16 protein-coding genes are annotated in these 15,272 nt (G+C 69.2%); 9 read left to right on the plus strand and 7 right to left on the minus strand.

What is annotated here, in order from left to right; translation table 11 throughout:
- Positions 1 to 437: 437 nt before the first annotated feature.
- Positions 438 to 587, minus strand: coding sequence for a hypothetical protein (locus AC1MIR_RS26825; protein WP_480031266.1), 150 nt, complete (start codon positions 585 to 587; stop codon positions 438 to 440).
- Between the two features lie 469 nt (positions 588 to 1,056).
- On the minus strand, positions 1,057 to 1,521 hold the full coding sequence (locus AC1MIR_RS26830; protein WP_480031233.1) for a hypothetical protein: 465 nt from the start codon (positions 1,519 to 1,521) through the stop codon (positions 1,057 to 1,059).
- Between the two features lie 148 nt (positions 1,522 to 1,669).
- Here AC1MIR_RS26830 and AC1MIR_RS26835 point away from each other — a divergent pair, with 148 nt between their 5' ends.
- Positions 1,670 to 1,990 carry a hypothetical protein gene (locus AC1MIR_RS26835; protein WP_480031234.1) on the plus strand — a complete coding sequence of 107 codons (321 nt, stop codon included), beginning with the start codon at positions 1,670 to 1,672 and terminating at the stop codon, positions 1,988 to 1,990.
- Positions 1,991 to 2,006: 16 nt separating this feature from the next.
- On the opposite strand, the gene AC1MIR_RS26840 is transcribed toward AC1MIR_RS26835, so the two are convergent.
- Complete coding sequence (locus AC1MIR_RS26840; protein WP_480031235.1) at positions 2,007 to 3,017, minus strand: helix-turn-helix domain-containing protein; 1,011 nt, start codon at positions 3,015 to 3,017, stop codon at positions 2,007 to 2,009.
- 470 nt (positions 3,018 to 3,487) lie between these two features.
- On the opposite strand from AC1MIR_RS26840, the gene AC1MIR_RS26845 reads away from it, so the two are divergent.
- The 4 genes from AC1MIR_RS26845 (at position 3,488) to AC1MIR_RS26860 (ending at position 8,492) form a co-directional block, all read left to right on the plus strand.
- Positions 3,488 to 4,324 (plus strand): DUF1254 domain-containing protein, encoded by an 837-nt coding sequence (locus AC1MIR_RS26845; protein WP_480031236.1) that lies wholly within the window; start codon positions 3,488 to 3,490, stop codon positions 4,322 to 4,324.
- Between the two features lie 46 nt (positions 4,325 to 4,370).
- Positions 4,371 to 5,099 (plus strand): hypothetical protein, encoded by a 729-nt coding sequence (locus tag AC1MIR_RS26850; RefSeq protein WP_480031237.1) that lies wholly within the window; start codon positions 4,371 to 4,373, stop codon positions 5,097 to 5,099.
- 50 nt (positions 5,100 to 5,149) lie between these two features.
- Entirely contained in the window at positions 5,150 to 7,519 is a 2,370-nt protein-coding gene (locus AC1MIR_RS26855; protein WP_480031238.1) for an arylsulfatase, read from the plus strand.
- A gap of 88 nt (positions 7,520 to 7,607) precedes the next feature.
- Positions 7,608 to 8,492, plus strand: a complete 885-nt coding sequence (locus tag AC1MIR_RS26860; protein WP_480031239.1) for a transporter — start codon at positions 7,608 to 7,610, stop codon at positions 8,490 to 8,492.
- Positions 8,493 to 8,568: 76 nt separating this feature from the next.
- Here the strand turns inward: AC1MIR_RS26860 and AC1MIR_RS26865 are convergent, their stop codons facing one another.
- The gene (locus tag AC1MIR_RS26865; protein WP_480031240.1) at positions 8,569 to 9,105 is read right to left on the minus strand and encodes a hypothetical protein; all 537 of its coding nucleotides are present in this window, start codon (positions 9,103 to 9,105) and stop codon (positions 8,569 to 8,571) included.
- Between the two features lie 279 nt (positions 9,106 to 9,384).
- On the opposite strand from AC1MIR_RS26865, the gene AC1MIR_RS26870 reads away from it, so the two are divergent.
- From AC1MIR_RS26870 to AC1MIR_RS26880, 3 genes are all read left to right on the plus strand, one after another.
- Complete coding sequence (locus AC1MIR_RS26870; protein ID WP_480031241.1) at positions 9,385 to 10,551, plus strand: hypothetical protein; 1,167 nt, start codon at positions 9,385 to 9,387, stop codon at positions 10,549 to 10,551.
- Positions 10,548 to 11,132 carry a protein-S-isoprenylcysteine O-methyltransferase gene (locus tag AC1MIR_RS26875; protein ID WP_480031242.1) on the plus strand — a complete coding sequence of 195 codons (585 nt, stop codon included), beginning with the start codon at positions 10,548 to 10,550 and terminating at the stop codon, positions 11,130 to 11,132. The genes AC1MIR_RS26870 and AC1MIR_RS26875 overlap by 4 nt, the downstream gene beginning before the upstream one ends.
- Before the next feature lie 61 nt (positions 11,133 to 11,193).
- Positions 11,194 to 11,730: a hypothetical protein gene (locus AC1MIR_RS26880; protein WP_480031243.1), complete on the plus strand. Its 537-nt coding sequence runs from the start codon at positions 11,194 to 11,196 to the stop codon at positions 11,728 to 11,730.
- Positions 11,731 to 12,042: 312 nt separating this feature from the next.
- Here AC1MIR_RS26880 and AC1MIR_RS26885 read toward each other — a convergent pair whose 3' ends face one another.
- Genes AC1MIR_RS26885 through AC1MIR_RS26895 form a run of 3 tightly spaced genes read right to left on the minus strand, consistent with a single transcriptional unit; the run spans position 12,043 to position 13,924 of the window.
- Positions 12,043 to 12,306, minus strand: a complete 264-nt coding sequence (locus AC1MIR_RS26885) for a glutathione S-transferase N-terminal domain-containing protein (RefSeq protein ID WP_480031244.1) — start codon at positions 12,304 to 12,306, stop codon at positions 12,043 to 12,045.
- An 11-nt stretch (positions 12,307 to 12,317) separates the two neighbouring features.
- Positions 12,318 to 13,127 (minus strand): SDR family NAD(P)-dependent oxidoreductase, encoded by an 810-nt coding sequence (locus AC1MIR_RS26890; RefSeq protein WP_480031245.1) that lies wholly within the window; start codon positions 13,125 to 13,127, stop codon positions 12,318 to 12,320.
- Positions 13,128 to 13,153: 26 nt separating this feature from the next.
- Entirely contained in the window at positions 13,154 to 13,924 is a 771-nt protein-coding gene (locus AC1MIR_RS26895; protein ID WP_480031246.1) for an enoyl-CoA hydratase/isomerase family protein, read from the minus strand.
- Between the two features lie 90 nt (positions 13,925 to 14,014).
- On the opposite strand from AC1MIR_RS26895, the gene AC1MIR_RS26900 reads away from it, so the two are divergent.
- Entirely contained in the window at positions 14,015 to 15,004 is a 990-nt protein-coding gene (locus tag AC1MIR_RS26900; RefSeq protein WP_480031247.1) for a LysR family transcriptional regulator, read from the plus strand.
- Positions 15,005 to 15,272: the final 268 nt, after the last annotated feature.

The following is a 15,272-nucleotide window of genomic DNA, read 5'->3' on the forward strand; positions in this document are numbered from 1 at the left end:
GGAGGATTTCTGGCTCATCTTCACTCTCCTGGGGGTTACGATGAACCAGAAATCCTCCGCTTCTCAACCACGCCGGTCTGTCTCAAGGGCGCTGACGTCGGACAGTCTCGAAGCAACACCTCATCGGTCTTCTGCTCCACTTCACCCTAACGCGTTCCTCCGCACGGCCTTGGTGCGAGCGACACTGGCGCCAGCCTACCGCGACCGCCCGATGGCGTAACCACTTACACCGCCGACACCGGCCCCGATCAACGCCCCAGCCTGCATTGCCCGAGAGTGAGGCAAGCGCTCCGCCGCCAACAGCGCCGATGCCCGCGCCGGTGAGGGTCGCGCGTTCAGTCTGGCTCATGCCGGCACGGCCAGCGAGGCTGGTCGCAAGGAGAATGGCCGCACCGATGCGGCGGGCTCCGATCATGGTCATGGACAGCCTCCTATCGTCAGCGACGGCGCGCGGTGCACGGGTAGGTCGCAGCCGCGAAGCGCAGCACGCCGGCCGCCGAATTGGCCTCCACGTCCTGGGGGTTGGCAGCGGCCCATTTGGCGAACGCCGCCGACACCTCGGCGAGCGACGGCGATGGGTCGGGCAGGCAGAAGACGGGCTACGAGCCTCGGCTGCCGGTTGTCAGGACCGCGTGGGACTGGCCGACGCCGACGAGTACGCCGCGGCAGTAATAGGTGGCTGCGAGATGGTTCGGGTCCGTCTCCGGCGTGGCGAAGAGCCGCACGAGATGGCCGGTCGTGCCGCCCGCGTGGACCTGGGCAGTAGCGGCGGCAGCCTGGCCTTGCGCACCGGCGGGAGCCGCGCCGAGCAAAGCCGTGAACAGAACCGCAGCGAGGCCGCGCGAAGCGCGCTGCCGACCGGCTTCCCCGGCCGTCGCGTTGGAATGGGTGTGTGCTTCAGGGCGTCTTCCCCTGTTCCGCCGGGCATCGCGAGGCACTGGCCGTCCCCGATCAGCGCCACGGAGCCGGTGGCCGGATGGCTCCGGTGTTTCCCCGCATCGCGATCCCGTTGTCATCACTTGGCGACATCCGGACGGGACGCTCACATGATGCGGATCAACGACCGGTCCCTCGCTGCTTGCTTCCGTGAGTCCTTGGTCCCGGGCTGGCGGGGCGAGGAAAGGGACCGCGGCGATGTTCGTCGACTTCGTGATGGATCACGCCTTCTGGTGGCTGCGGACGCTTGCGGAGCGGGACCTGGACCTGATGGGGCTCGCCTTCCTGGCGATCCTCGCGGTCACGTCCGAGGTCACCTACCGGATCGGACGCCTCGTGCTCCGTCGCTCGGGCGATGCGGGCAAGACGTCGGTCGGCTTCGTGACCGGCGGCATGCTGGCGCTGCTCGCCTTCTTCCTCGGCATCTCGCTCTCCATGGCCGACGGGCGAAACGAATCCCGCCGGCAGTCGCTGCTCGATGAAGCGAACGCGATCGGCACGCTCTGGCTGCGCGCGCAGCGCGTCCCGGGGCCGGAGGGCGAGGAACTGCGCCGGCTCGCGCAGGACTATGCGCAGGTCCGCCACACCCTGATCCGTTCGATGTCGATCGTCAGCGACGACCCTTCGCTCGAGACGCGCTCGGCGGAACTGCAGTCGGCCATGTGGGACCTGGCCGGCGGGGGGGCGCCCCCCCCCCCCCCCCCCCCGGGTCGCCGACCGCGCGCCGACGCCGGTGAACGCGCTGCTGCTCGCCTCGCTGAACCAGGCCTTCGACCTCTCGCTCACGAACCGCCGCAACTACACGACCGCCGTGCCCAACCACGTGCTGCGGCTGCTCTTCATCGCCTCGGTCTTCTCGGTCGGCGCGATGGGCTACAGTTTCGGCCTGGGGGGAAACCGGCAGTTCGTCGTGACGGTGATGCTGCTGCTGCTCTGGACCGTGTCGAGTGTCCTCATCCTTGACCTCGATCACCCGAGCACCGGCCGGATACGGCTCGATGATCGCCCGATGGTCTGGACACTGGAAAGCATGGGGCTGACCCCAGCGCGGTGACGCCCGCGGGGGGGTCTCAGCCCACCTCGGCGCGGAAGGCGGAGGGGGAGACGCCGCGCCAGGCCTGGAAGGCGCGCCGGAAGCTGTTCACCTCCTCGTAGCCGAGCGCGTCGGCGATCTCCTCCAGCGAGTGCTCCGTCTCCGCCAGCAACGCTGCGGCCCGCTCGGAAAGGACCGCCGCGTGTATCTCGCGGAAGGCGGTGCCTTCCGTGCGCAGGCGGCGCTGGATCGTGCGCAGCCCGAGCCCGAGCGCGGCCGCGACGGCCTCGGCGGAGGCGTCCCCGGCGACCAGCCGCGCACGCACCATGTCGCGGACGAGCCCTGCCATCGTTTCGGGCGGCCGGGCGCGGACCAGATCACGCAGATCCTCCCGGACGATCGCGGCGCGTGCCGCGCGTGGCCGCGGATTGATGGCGGCGAGATCCTGCGGCGCGATCGCGATGGCCGGCGCCTCCGCGCCGAAGACGATCGGCGCGCCGTACAGATCCTCGAGTTCCGCGGCGATCGACGGCCGCGATCCCGGCAACTCGATCCAGGCTGGCCGCCAATCATCGCCGGCGAAGCGCCGCACCACGTCCGTCAGGACGAAGGGCATGGATTCGTCGATATGCCGCGCGCCGACCGCGCCCTGGATCCCGGAATGGTAGCGCAGGCGCAGATGGGCCCCGTGCGGCACCAGGTCCACGAAGGTGCCGCGCATGATGAAGCGGAGCGCCCGGCGCCCGCGCTCCATCGCGGCCAGGAGGTGCGGCGCGGCGAGGACGTAGTCGGCATAGAGGCCGAGCGCCTCGTAGCGCATCCGGCTGCCGACCAGCGCGCCGAGATGTGCTTCCCCGAGGTGCCGCGCGACCGTCTCGCCGAGCCGCGCCTGCAACCGGTAGGGGAGAAAGACGGGCGTGCCGTCCACCACCTCGCGCGGCAGCCCCACCGCCTCGCAGGCCCGCTGCACGAGCATGGGCGAGGCAATGTCCTCGAGCACGCGCAACGTCGGCCCGAAAAGCCGGGTGTTGAACAGCGGCGGATCCATCGAGACCTCTTTGTCGTGAATTGATTATGGCCCACGCGGCCGCAAGGCCTTTGATGCGCATCAACTTCAAGATCCGGAAACCTTGCGCAGGGGGCCGGACGAGCCGAGCCGGAAGGAGGAGAGCCCATGCCGCCTCACCGCCTTGCACGCCGCACTCTCCTCGCGCTCGCCTCCGGCGTGGCACTGCCAGCCATCGGGCTCGGCGCCGAGTTCCGCTACGACCGGGCGCGCATCGCAGGCCCCACACCCTGGAACTCCGACCGGTTCAACGCACCGCAGGGCGGATTCCGCTTCGCCGTCATCGGCGACCGCACGGGCGGGGCGGATGTGCGCGGCGTCTTCGCGCGCGCGATCGACCATCTTCGACCGCAACGGCCGCGACCCCGCAGTGCACGGCATCTACCAGCGCCAGAGGCAGGCGCGGTAACGCGCGCCCGGCGCTCGAACCGCACACCTCAGGAGAGCAGACGATGACGATGGACACGACCCGCAGGCATCTCGCGATCCTCGCCGCCGGCGCCGCGGCGGCTGCGAACACCCTGTCGCGCCCGGCCCTCGCGCAGGGCGCGGCGGCGGCACAGGTCGATGCCGCGCTGGCGGAGGCGATCGGGCGGGAGGCCTATATCTACGGCTATCCGCTCATGCTGATGGAAGTCACGCGGCGGCAGGCCACCAATCTTGTCCAAGCCCGGACGGACTACCCCTTTGGACCTGCCAACCGCTTCGTTCGTGCGACGGACTTCCCGAAGCCCGAGAACCGGGAGGTGATCCGGCCCAACCTCGACACGCTCTACTCGATCGCATGGATCGACCTCGGCGACGGGCCGATGGTGCTGTCGATGCCGGCCACCGACCGCTTCATGATGCTGCCGATCCTGAGCGGCTGGACCGATGTCTTCGCCGTTCCCGGCACGCGGACCACCGGCACCGCGCGCGCACACAACTTCCTGCTGCTCGGCCCCGGCCAGCAGGCTACGCAGGTGCCGCGGGGGCTCGAGGTTATCCACGCGCCGACCCGCATGGCCTGGACCGTCGGACGCATTCAGACCAACGGGCGCGACGACTTTCCGAACGTTTTCCGCATCCAGGAAGGGATTCGGCTCACGCCGCTGTCGGCCTGGGGCCAGTCTGGCTACACGCCGCCACCCGAGCGCGTGGACCCCTCGATCGACATGCGCACGCCACCGCCCGTGCAGGTCACGCGCATGGATGCGGGGCGCTACTTCGCGATGCTCGCGGCGGTGATGGGGCATTCGCCTGAACCTCGTCTTCGTGTTTCCGAGTGGGGGATGAGGGCCGCACGATGATGGAGGGGGACGCAGAATAAAGTATCGATACCGGGCCGTCGCAGCCTTGGCGCTTGCAGGTGTCGCCCTGACGCCAGGCGCGGGGCATGCCCAGGATACCTGGCGTTTCGATGTCACGCCCTATGCCTGGCTGGCGGGACTGGACGGAACCTTCGGCACACTGCCCGGGCTGCCCGCCACGAATGCCTCCAGCTCCTTCGGAGACGTGCTGCAGGATCTCAATTACGCAGGGTTCCTGCTGGCTACCGCGCGCCGCGGCCCGCTCGCGTTCCATCTCGACGGCATGATCTCGCAGACGACGTCGAAGGATACGCTCTCCGGGCCGTTGCAGGCGCGGACCCGGATCGAGAGCGGCGCCGCCTTTCTCGCCGGCATGGTCGGCTATGCCGTGCTCGACAACGCGACCACGCGAATCGAGCCCTATGCAGGGGTCAGGGCCTGGTGGCTCGACACCGACCTGAGCGTGTCGTTCCCGAGCTCCGGACGCGCGTTCAGTCGTTCGGGGAATGACAACTGGGTGGACCCGATCGTCGGCGTCTTTGCGCAGTACCGCTTCGACGAGAGGTTCGCCGTCTTCGCCGCGGGCGACATCGGCGGCTTCGGCGTCGGCTCGAGGCTCGAATGGGGCGTGCTGGCGGGCGTGACCTACACCGCGAACGAATGGCTCTCGCTCTCGGCAGGGTGGCGGCACCTCTACGTCAACTATCGCGACGGTCCGACGGTGTACGACGTGAACCAGACCGGCCCGGTGCTCGGGGCGACGTTCCGGTTCTGACGGCGAAGCTCACGCCCAAGCGCGGGGGGCGCAACAACGGGAGGGACGACATGATGCGACACCATATCGGAGCCTGGCTCGCCTCGATGGCCTTGGCCTGCATCGGCGGCTGGGCCGCCCCGGATGCGGCCGCGCAGGAAGTGTTGCCCTTCCCGCCGACGCCATCGGCGAGCAGGGCCGGGCGCACCGTGCCCGAATCCCACCATGAGTGGCGCGTCGAGCCGCGCCGGCTGGCCGAGGGTGCGCCGAACATCCTGATCATCATGCTCGACGATGCGGGCTTCGCGCATCCGAACACCTTCGGGGGCGAGATCAACACGCCGACCCTTTCGCGCATCGCCGGTACCGGCGTGACCTACAACGCCTTCCACACCACCGCCATGTGTTCCCCGACCCGTTCGGCGCTGCTGACGGGCCGCAATCACCATTTCGTCGGCAACGGGCAAATCGCCGAACTCGCCAACGACTTCGACGGCTATACGGGCGTGATTCCCCGCACCAGCGCCACCATGGCAGAGGTGTTGCGCCACTACGGCTACGCGACGGCCGCCTTCGGGAAGTGGCACAACACGCCGACGACCGACGTGACGGCCGTCGGCCCCTTCGACCGTTGGCCGACCGGCCACGGCTTCGACTATTTCTACGGCTTCATCGCCGGCGACACCTCCCAATGGGAGCCCCGGCTGTTCGAGAACACGACGCCGGTCGAGCCACCCCATGGCGGCGGCTACCACCTCAGCGACGACCTCGCCGACCGCGCGGCGACCTGGCTGCGCAACTGGGCCGCGACCTCCGAAGGACGTCCCTTCTTCATGTACTGGACGCCGGGCGCCGTGCACGGCCCGCACCACGTCGCCAGCGAATGGGCCGATCGCTATCGCGGCCGCTTCGACGACGGCTGGGATGCCTACCGCGACCGCGTCTTCGCGCGGCAGCGCCAGATGGGCTGGATCCCCCCCTCGGCGGCACTGACCCCGCGCCATCCCACGCTCCAAGCCTGGGCCGATGTGCCGGAGACCGAGCGCGCCTTCCAGCGCCGGCTCATGGAGGTCTATGCCGGCTTCCTCGAGCACGTGGACACCGCGGCGGGCAGGATCCTCGACGAGATCGAGCGCTTGGGCGTGCGCGACAACACGCTCGTCATCTATGTCTTCTCGGACCACGGTGCGAGCGCCGAGGGCCAGCGCGGTACGATCTCGGAACTGCTGGCGCAGAACGGCATCCCGACCACCACGGCACAGCAGCTGGCCGTGCTGCAGCAGCTGGGCGGCCTCGGCGCGATCGGCGGGCCGCTGATGGACAACATGTACCATGCCGGATGGGCCTGGGCCGGCAGCACGCCGTTCCAGTACACCAAGCTGATCGCCTCGCATCTCGGCGGCACGCGGACGCCGCTCGCGGTGTCCTGGCCGCGTCGCATCCGCCCGGACCGCACGCCGCGGCCGCAGTTCCACCATGTCATCGATATCGTGCCCACGGTCTACGAACTCGTCGGCATCACGCCGCCGCGGGTGGTGGACGGCTTCACCCAGGATCCGATCCATGGCGTCAGCATGGCCTACAGCCTTGGTGACGCCGGGGCGGAAGGGCGCCGCGTGACGCAGTACTTCGAGATCATGGGAAGCCGCGCGATCTACCACGACGGATGGATCGCCTCCGCCGTCGGCCCCAGGCTGCCCTGGGTCACCGAACTGGAAGGCTTGGCAAGCTGGACGCCGGACAGGGACACATGGGAGCTCTACAACCTGCGCGACGACTACGCGCAGGCTCGAAACCTCGCCGGCGCGAACGCCGCGCGGGTCCTGCAGATGCGGGAATGGTTCTCGATGGAGGCCGCGCGCAATCGCGTCTATCCCGTGGGCGCCGGACTCCTCGTGCCGCTCAACCCGGCGCTGGCGCGGGCGAGCACCCGCACGGAATGGCGCTTCTTCGGCGACACGCGCCGCATCGGCGAGAATGTCGGGCCCAACCTCCGGTCGCGCAGCACCCTGGTGACGCTCGATGTGGAAGGCGGTGCGACTGCGCAAGGCGTCGTCTATGCGCTCGGAGGTATCGCGGGCGGCCTGACGCTCTACGCCGAAGGCGGCACGCTGGCCTACGAGTACAACATGCTCGGGATGCAGCGAACGACGGTGCGGGCCAGCCGGAAGTTGCCGGCCGGACGCGCGCGGGTCGAGGTCGAGACAGTGATGACCGCGGACGAGCGCGGCGCGCCGGCCGATGTGATCCTGCGCATCGACGGTGCCGAGGTCGGACGCGGCCGGATCCCGGTGACGGTGCCGCTCATCTTCACCGCCTCGGAGACGCTCGACGTCGGCGTGGATCTCGGCTCGCCGGTCTCGCTCGCATATGCGGAGCGCGCGCCCTTTGCCTTCAGCGGAAGGGTGCATGAGATGCGCGTTGTCTATCCCAGCCGATGAACGGTGAGGCTGTCTGCGCGGCGGGGTCTCCCGGGAGCAGGTGATGCGGCGCGGTTCGTTCGCCATCCCGAGAGGCTGGAGTCGGACCGTGGTCGCGGTGTTCCTGTTCCCCTGCGCTGCAGGGGCGCAGGAGATCGAACCCCGCGCCTTCTCGAACACGCCGGTCGGCGTGAACTTCCTGATCGGCGGCTATGCCTTCACGCGCGGTGCGCTGTCCTTCGATCCGGCGGTGCCGATCACCGATGCGCGGCTCGAGACGTCGAGCCTGGTGCTGGCCTATGCGCACTCCTTCGGCATCCTCGGCACGTCGGCCTTGTTCGACGCGATACTGCCGGTCACCTGGTTGTCGGGCTCGGCGCTGGTGGCTGGGCAGCCAGCGGAGCGCAGCGTCAGCGGCCTGCAGGATGCGCGCTTCCGCCTGTCCGTGAATTTCCTCGGCGCGCCGGCGCTCTCGCTCGAGCAATTCCGCGACTACCGCCAGGACCTGGTCATCGGCGGCAGCCTCCAGGTCTCGGTGCCGACGGGGCAATACGATTCGGGCCGCCTCGTGAACCTTGGAACCAATCGCTGGTTCGTGCGGCCTGAACTCGGGATATCGAAGGCTTTCGGTCCGTTGACACTGGAGGCGACGGCCGCGGCAACCGTCTTCACCGACAACACCAACTTCTTCGGCGGCAATACGCGCTCGCAGGAGCCGATCTACGCCGTGCAGGGTCATGCCGTCTACAGCTTCGGCTCCGGCATCTGGGGGTCCGTGGATGCGCTGTACTTCGTCGGCGGCCAGACTTCGATCAATGGCCAGGACAGTGACGACGCGTTGCGCAACTGGCGCGTCGGCGCGACGCTGTCGTTGCCCTTGAGCCCACGGTACTCCCTCCGAGCATTCGCGAGCCACGGCGTCTCGGCCAGGATACGGAACAACTACGATCTGATTGGTCTCGCGCTTCAGTATCGATGGGGTGGCGGGATGTAGTGATTGACAGTATTCCAATCGCCCAATTTGATTTTTGGAAATCGAATATTTATATAAGGGCAACACTAACAACGTTTTATTTACGTGAGTAAGATTTTATATACGGCGCAGCACAGAAAACTTCCCGGCTTATTCTTGAAGTTTCGGTATAAGCGTGCGGCAATCCGCTGCGGATTCGCGAATCGTCGCGGAGGTCCTCACGGACGAGAGCGGCCTCGATGCTAAGGTGCGCTCGCTCGCGCGGGCGCAGCCGGCGATGGTCCTGCCGGACCGCCGGCACCTGTTTCATCAACTCCGGCAGCGTCATCCCCTCCGACTGCCGCCCGTCCATGATGGCCTCGACGATGTCCGGCGCCAGCAGGGTCAGCCGCAGCACCCGCGAGACATAGTATGAGTTGATCCTCTCTGCCACGGCCAGGTCCTTGACCGTGACGAACTGGCCGGATTCCAGCATCCGCCACCACCGGAAGGCCCACGCCACCGCCCTGATGAGCGCGACATCCCGCCGGCGCTCCAGCGCCAGCACGCCGGGCGTGACCATTGCCTTTCGCCCGCCCCGCGGCTTCGCCCGGAGCGGGATGACCACGGTCAGGGTCCGCACCGCGTCGCTCATGCCGCGGCCCTCCCGGCCTCGGGCGCCTGGGCAGCGAGGTCCCGCACCAGGCTGCCGAGCCCGTCCAGCCGCAGCCGCACCGCGGCGCCCTCCGCCCGGGCGTCGAGGTCGAGCGTTGGTCGCTGACCACGTTGCGCAGCCGGCTGGTAACGACCGGCGCCCAACCTTCGGCATGACCGTGAAGAACCGAGCCGTGGCCGCCTGCTTGTCCCGAACGTGAAACCCGGGGTGGTCGTGGCGCTGGCCCAGCGCCCGAGCATCATGCAATACTTTCTATGAATGATTGAAGGCAGCCGCCCGATCCGGAACCGGATCGTCCTCTTCGCGCCGGGCTTCGAGCTCATGGGCGCGGAGCAGCATCGCGCGCGCTATGAGCGTACGCTCGCGCGCAGCGCGACGATCTGGGGCTTCGATGCCGAGGTCGGCTCCCTGCGCAGAGGCGACTCTCCGGGTGCGTGCTTCAGGGCCAGGGCCGCCGGCCCGAATTGGCGCACCGAGGCTGAGATCCGGCTTCTCGCCTGGGACGACCTTGTGCGCGCGGAACTCGCGCGCAAGCCGGCGCCACGACTGCGTCGCGGGCTTCGGGCGCTCGGTGGCGTGGTCGCGCCTGGCACAATGGCACGCTACGCTGCGGCACATTGGCGCTATGCACTGTTCGCCATTTGGCCTTTGCTGCTGTTTGGCGGTGCGGTGCTGAGCGGCGTGGTGGCCGGGCTTGCGCTCTCCGCGCCCGCCGGCGTGCTGACCGGGGCGGCGCTGGGGACCCTGGCTTGGCGCGGTGCTGACCTCGGATTCCTCCTGGCCAACTGGGCCTTCGCCCAAGATCTCGCTTTGGGGGCGCATCAAGCGCGGATCGCCCAGTTTGCCGACGAGATCCTCGCCGCGCGCCGCAAGCGCGTCGACGAGGTCGTGGTGGTCGGCCATAGCCTGGGTGCGGTCTTCGCTGTGCAGGCGCTGGCCAAGGCGCTGCGCAGCGATCCGAGCCCGTGCCCGGAGGGCACGCATTTCGTGCTGATCGGGCTCGGCTCCTCGGTGCTCAAGGTGGCTCTGCTCCCGGGCGCGACGCAACTCCGCGCGGACCTTGCGCAATTGGCGACCACATCTGGGTTGGCCTGGATCGACTACGCCTCTCGCCGCGACGTGCTGTCTTTCGAGAGGACCGAGCCCGTCGGCTTTCTCGGCCTCACTGGGCGCGGCCCTCGGGTCGAGAGCGTCCATCCGCGCGACATGGTGGACGCCGCAACCTGGGCGAGGATGCGTTGGAACTTCCTGCGCCTGCACCGGCAATATGTGATGGGCAACGCTCGGCGCTACTTCCTCGATTTCGGATTGCTGACCTGCGGCCCCTTGCCGACCGGCAAGGGGTTGCGCGCCGACCGGGTGCTCGGCCCCGATGGTGAGCTCCCGGGCCCACTTCTGCCCCGCACGGCGGAGCTCGCGGCGTGACGCCCTTGGTCGCGAAGCTTTTCCACCTGGCTTGCATGGTAGGATGGTGGCTGATCCGCCGCCCCTTTGCGCGCAAGGCGCGGCGCAATCAAGTCGTGCGTGACGGTCGTGATGCGCGCGAATGGGTGCTGCTCGCAATCTCAACGACAGGCCTCGGCATCATCCCGTTCGTGTACGTCGTCACAGGCTTCCCTGCTGCCGCGGATCAGAGTTTCTCCGCGCTGCGTGCCTGGCTGGGGGCGGTGACCTTCATCGGTGCGTTGGCGCTATTCCACGCTACGCACAAGACGCTGGGCCGCAACTGGTCGGTGACGCTTGCGGTGCGAGACGGGCACCAGCTGATCACCAGCGGCGTCTACCGGCACTTGCGGCACCCGATGTACTCGGCCTTCTGGTTGTGGGGAGTGGCGCAGGCGTTGCTGCTGCAGAACTGGGTAGCCGGCCCGGCGGGGCTCATCGGTTTCGGCACGCTCTATGCCTTCCGCATCCAGCGGGAGGAAGCGCTGATGCGCGGGACGTTCGGCTTGGCGTGGGACGAATATGCGGCGCGCACGCGTCGGGTTCTGCCCTTCCTGCACTGAGTTGCCACGTCGGGCCCTGCCGGGCCTGCTGCCGGCGCTTGCTGCCTGCACGCGGCGGGTCATGGAGCCGCCGCATGGCGTGGCGTTTCGCGGCGAGGTGGTGCTGCTGCGTGGCCTGACCAACGTGTTCTCAACCGGGATGGATCAGCTTGCGTCGCGCCTGGCCGCCGCCGGGTTCGAGGCGCAGGTCAGGAACCATCTCGATTGGTCGGCGGAGGCCGAGCGGCTGATCTTCACGGTCCGCAACGGCGCAGTCTGGCGCAAGATGGCCGTGATCGGTCATTCGCTCGGGGCTGACGATGCGATCAGGCTCGCCGGTGCTGTGGGAGCGGGCGGGTTGGCGATCGATCTGCTGGTGACCTTCGATCCTGTGAATGTCGGCGCTGTGCTGCCGGGCCCGCGGAATGTGATGAACTTCTTTATTGAGGGCGGGCTATGGGGCCGCCCGTTGCGGCCCGCGCCGGGCTTCGACGGCAGCATCGAGAACATCGAGGTCGGGGCAGAGGGCTTGACCCATTTCAATATCGACAAGAGCTCAGCCCTGCATGCCCGCGTGCTGGCAGCACTCGAGCGAGACGCCGCGCACCATAAAGTCTGATACCACGCGCACAAAGGTTTCACCTTTGTGCCCCTCATACGCCGGGCGGCCCGCCGGCCCCGCCGCTGGGCTGGCCGCCGCCGGCAGCCATCGGCGGACTGTCCGCCGGCCCTGGGATCGGCGCGGGCACAATGAGCGGTCTCGTCCTCGGGCTATTCGACATGCCGATCCGCGCTGAAGCTGCGGCGCCCTTCGCCCCGGGTGATGACCTCCACCCGCTCCGACGCCACGGTGCCAGCACCAATGCTGGCACCAGTGCCTGCCAATCCTCTCGCCATCGCCACACCTCCGCGATGGCATTCCTCTCAAACCTCAACGCGCCGACGCAAGAAGGGCCGCAGAGCATCGCTTACGGATCGCCGCGCTCTCGACGACGGTGATCGCGGCACCGCCCGGCCCATCGCGGTCGACGATCACGGGCGCCTTGCCGTTCGGGTTCAGCGCGAGGTGCTGCGGCGTCTTCTGCTCGCCGTCGCGCACATTCGCCGGGTGGTAGGCGTAGGGCACGCCGAGTTCCTCCAGCAGGATCGGCACCTTGATGCTGTTGGGCGTGGGGAAGGCGTAGAGGTCGATCATCGGGGCGTCTGCTACAGGGCGCTGTGGTCGCGCACCGCGGCTTCGAGCTGCGGCTTGAGAGCGAGGAAGCGGGCATCGACGGCGGCGGGATCGTCGCGGTTCTGCGCCAGCATCGCCTGGCGCACCTCGCCGCCGCGCACGACCTCGAAGGCATCCGCCTCGATGCCTTCGACGATGGAGCCGACGACGTCCTCCACCTTCTGCAGCGCGAAGCCCATCGAGGCGTCGGCGCGCGAGGTGCTCATCATCCGGGTCTCGGTGGCGCCGGGATAGACGGTGATGACATGGACGCCCTCGCCCTTCAGCTCGCGCCGAAGCGCTTCGCCGAACCGCGCGAGGCCCGCCTTGGCCGCGGCGTAGCCGGCGTAGAAGGGCACGCCCATCTGCGCGATGCCCGAGGCGATGTTCACCACGAGGCCATCGCCGGATGCGCGCAGCGCCGGCAGGAAGGCCCGCGTCAGCAGGATCGGCGCGATCAGATCGACCTCGATCATCGCGCGCAGCTCGGCCTCGGTGGTGCGCTCCAGCCGGCCGGCCCGCACGCCGCCGGCATTGTTCACCAGCACATCGACGCCGCCGAGCAGCGCCACCGCCTGGCCGAGCAACGCATCGCGCGCGGTCCCCTCCGCGATGTCGCCCGGGACGCCGTGCACCTCGGCGCCGGTCGTCTCCCGCAATGCCGCGACCGCGGCGGCCAGCGCTTCGGCGCGCCGTCCCGTGAGGACGAGCCGCGCGCCCTTCAGCGCGAGTTGCCGCGCCAGCTCGTGGCCGATGCCGCTCGATCCGCCGGTGATGACGACGCGCTTGCCTTGCATGTCCATGGTCGTTGTCCCTGCGATGATCGCGTTCAGGCAGCGCCGCGGATGGTCTTGACGAGGGCCGCGGCCGAAGCCCCTTCCAGCGCCAGGCCGTAGCCGACCTCGCGCACGATCCGTTCCTTGATCGGCTGGATGAAGTGGATGCGGGTGTTGCGCCGCGTCACCGCCGTCCGGGTCAGCCAGGACCGCGCGATCTCCTGCGCGCGGGCCAGCGCCATGCCATCGGCCACGACTTCCGCCACCACACCCAGCGCCTGCGCCTCGCGCGCCGACAGCGGCTTCGGGTCGAGCATCATGGCCTGTGCGCGGCCAGGCCCCACCCAGTGCGACCAGAGCGTATAGACGCCATCGCCGGGCACGATGCCGCCGGCGAAATGCGGCAGGTCGTCGAAGCTCGCCCCTTCGCCGGCCACGATCAGGTTGGCGAGCAGCCCGTATTCGGCATGGACATGCGCGCGGCCTTCGAGGGCGAAGATCATCGGCACGCGGATGTTGGCGATGTTCTCCAGGATCTGCGTGCCCTCGTCATGCACCTTCGACCACACATCGGGGTCGGAGACGTCGCCGAAGGAGCCGAAGTCGATGCCGGGGATGAAGTCCCCGCCGGCGCCGGTCAGGATCACCGCGCTGTTCGCGCGGTCGCGCGACACTTCGTAGAACGCATCGACATAGGCTTCGTGGTCGGCGGCGGTGAAGGTCAGCGGGCCGCCATCGCGGTGCAGGGCCATGGTCAGGATGCCATCGGCGTCGCGCTCGAAGCGGATGGTGGGGAAGCGGGTGAAGTAGGCGGGCGTGGTCATCGGGGTCTCTCCTGGCGGCGGCGCGGGCTGTCGCGTCGGCTCCGTGGAGGAACCCTCCTCCATTCACGCCGCCTGCAGAACTTGTCCAGGATGGACTTCATCTATACGCTGGCCGCATCAATGAGCGACCCGCTCCCCCTCTTCAGCACCTTCATCCGTGTCGCGGAGGCCGGGTCCTTCAGCGCCGTGGCGCGCGAGGCCGGCACCTCCCAGCCCACCATCTCCCGCCAGGTCGCAGCCCTGGAGGACCATCTCGGCTGCCTGCTGATCCAGCGCACCACGCGCAGCTTCACGCTGACCGAGGATGGCCGGGCCTTCCTGGAGACCGCCCGGCGCGCGCTGGAGGCGGTGGCCGAGGCGGAAACCTCGGTGGGCCGCCGCAAGGGCCGGCCGAGCGGCACGCTGCGGCTGGCGGCGGCGACCGTGATGGGGCGCCTGCACATTCTCCCGCGCCTGCCGCGCTTCCTGGACCGCCATCCGGATGTCGGCGTGGACCTCGTGCTCGGCGACGGCTTCACCGATCTGGTGGAGCAGGGCATCGACCTGGCGATACGCGTGGGCGTCCTGGAGGATCCCGGCCTGGTCGCGCGCCGCATCGGCCTGTCACGCCGCATCGTCGCGGCGACCCCTGGGTACCTGGCGCGCCACGGCACGCCGGAGACGCCGGACGAACTGCGTCGCCATGCCTGCATCGTCTATGCCGGGCTTGCGACCGGCGCCTCCTGGCCGTTCCAGGGGCCCGCGGGGCGCATCGCCGTGCCTGTCACCGGGCGGCTCCGCGTGGACAGCACGGAGGCGGTCCGCGCGGCCACGCTGCAGGGCCTGGGCATCGGCATGGTGCCGGTCTGGCACTTCGTCGACGGCGAGTTCGAGACCGGGCGTCTGGTCCCGCTGCTGCAGGAATGGGAGGCGCCACCGCTGCCGATCCACGCGGTCTACCCGACGCGCCGCTTCCTGGCGCCGAAGGTCCGCGCGATGATCGACTTCCTGGCGGAGGAGTTCGACGCTGATCCTCGCCTCAGCGGCCGTGCGGTAGGCGAGCCTGACGGCCGCGCCCGGCGGAACGCGGCCAGTGGTTGAGGCGTGGCGATGTGGCGCCGTCGGCGACGGTTCCGATCCGGGCGCACGTCGTTCGGAAGCGGCGTCGTGAGGAAGCAGGAGACCCGCGGCCTCGCACGGGACGACACCTTCCGGCGCAACCGAAACGGCGCGTGAAGCCTCGGGCTGACAGCAACGCAGGGTCGGCTCGGCGGCGCAAGCGCCGGAGCACGGCCGCGGGGGGGGGGGGGGGGGGCCGCGCCCCCCCCCCCCCCCCCCCCCCCCCCCCCCCCCCCCCCCGGCCGGCGGC

It is taken from the genome of Falsiroseomonas sp. RANM36 (assembly GCF_056682175.1).